General features: G+C 65.1%; 3 protein-coding genes. 1 reads left to right on the top strand and 2 read right to left on the bottom strand.

Annotated features, from left to right (window positions below; genetic code table 11):
- The first annotated feature begins 184 nt into the window (after positions 1–184).
- Complete coding sequence (locus tag AB0I88_RS41245) at positions 185–508, top strand: hypothetical protein (RefSeq protein ID WP_361037751.1); 324 nt, start codon at positions 185–187, stop codon at positions 506–508.
- A gap of 102 nt (positions 509–610) precedes the next feature.
- Here the strand turns inward: AB0I88_RS41245 and AB0I88_RS41250 are convergent, their stop codons facing one another.
- Positions 611–961 (bottom strand): hypothetical protein, encoded by a 351-nt coding sequence (locus AB0I88_RS41250; RefSeq protein ID WP_361037753.1) that lies wholly within the window; start codon positions 959–961, stop codon positions 611–613.
- 319 nt (positions 962–1,280) lie between these two features.
- Positions 1,281–1,460, bottom strand: a complete 180-nt coding sequence (locus AB0I88_RS41255; RefSeq protein WP_361037755.1) for a hypothetical protein — start codon at positions 1,458–1,460, stop codon at positions 1,281–1,283.
- Between the last annotated feature and the right edge of the window lie 194 nt (positions 1,461–1,654).

Here is a 1,654-nt window from a genome sequence, read left to right on the forward strand (position 1 = left end):
GGCGAAGTCGCCGTAGTGGTAGTAGCCCTTCTCCACCGAGACGTAGGAGTCCAGACCGATCCAGTCCACCACGTCGTCGCCCGGGTAGAGATCGGACCACCACGACTGGGCCAGCCACTTCTCGTTGCCCATGTAAGCCAGCACGTTCACCACGTTCGTCACACCCTAAGCGCGCAGCCGCTCGATGGTGCCGGTACATGGCAGCGAAGTGCTGGGCCTCCCAGCAGAATCGAAGAACCTAGACCCGCCGACGCTTCAACGCCAAGGTCGCCCTCAAGGGCATACCCGCACCGATCCAGATCAGCAAAGGTGGGTGGTCGAATGGACGAACTCGTGGATGAACGGCTTCGGTAAGATCCGCCGCTACACCGGCCGCAACGCCCTGATCATCAACTTCTACCTCTACCTACCCGCCGCGATCGTCACGATCCGTCAACTCATCCAACGAGCCCGCACGCTCCACCGCTGGGACCCGCGGCAAAGCGACGCTTTGCGGCTGTGGGTGTGAATCCGGCCCCGGGCGACGGCAGCGATATGCTGCGGCGTGTCGTACTGCAGCAGCAGTGTCGATACAGCACAGGAGGCACAGTGCCGTTCCGGCTCTTCTGCGCTATTCGAGGGTCGCCCATTCCCCCTGAGCGGCGGTCATCGCCCGAATAATCGACGGTGTGGTTCGGAGGGCGGAGTGACCGTGCTCGCAGCGTAGGTCGTAAATCGGATCGGTGATGTTGTCGACGACGTATTGCAGTCGGACTCGCGCCAACTCCCGCGCCGGTTCGGTGGCCGCCTCCGCCAGCTCCCGTTCGACCACACGGCGCATGATGCCCGCGGCCATCGGGTTGATGGTGTAACCGATCGGAGCGCGGATGGTCAGCGAACCGGGCCACCGGCGATATGTCGCGTCACCGAGCACGTCACCGCACGCCGGGCACAACAGCCGCCTCTCCACGGTCAGTTTCATGAACTCTCCCTCCACCTTTTCATGGCGTCCCCGCTCGCTCGGATGACGTCGATACCCCTGACCAACATTCCAGGCCGGGCCGAGACGCCTATCGCGGACCGGTGACAGCGGTTTCCGGCTCGGTCAGTGTGGTGGACGCGATGACGCGCGGCCAGAGCACCGACGAGCAGACCGAACCCGAGGAGCAGCCAACCGATCGAGTACGCAACGGCGATATGGCTGTCGGGCTCCTACCCGGGTCCAGCCCGGCACGCGCTGCACGACAGGCTGCACGGGGCCGCCGAGGCAAGTTCTGGACAGTACTCTGTCGTTGCCTCCGCTACCGCGCCGAGCCCGGCCGAGGCCACCTGCAACAGTCGTCGAGGACCGCAGTGAGCACCGTCGGCATGCTGCACATCAGAGCCAGGTTCACGCAGACGCCACCGGCAGCAACCTCACCCACCGCGATGCCACTGTCCAGGACGCGCAGCGGGCCGTCGTGCAGGGCCGCGAACGTCACCCATAGCCGGTGACCAACTCAGCGAACCGGCCCGGTGCGGCCGGACCGCCTGATGACCGCAGGCCGAAGCGAAAATCGGCTGCACATCACCGCGGGGTGCCTGGGCCTGCCCCGTTTTGACGGACATCCAAGATCAGGGGACCTGGGGTCTCCGGGAGGATGTCCAGCATCATGGAGAGCGTGGGAAAGAAGCG

This window comes from Actinoplanes sp. NPDC049802 (genome assembly GCF_040656595.1).
Classification (GTDB): Bacteria; Actinomycetota; Actinomycetes; order Mycobacteriales; family Micromonosporaceae; genus Actinoplanes.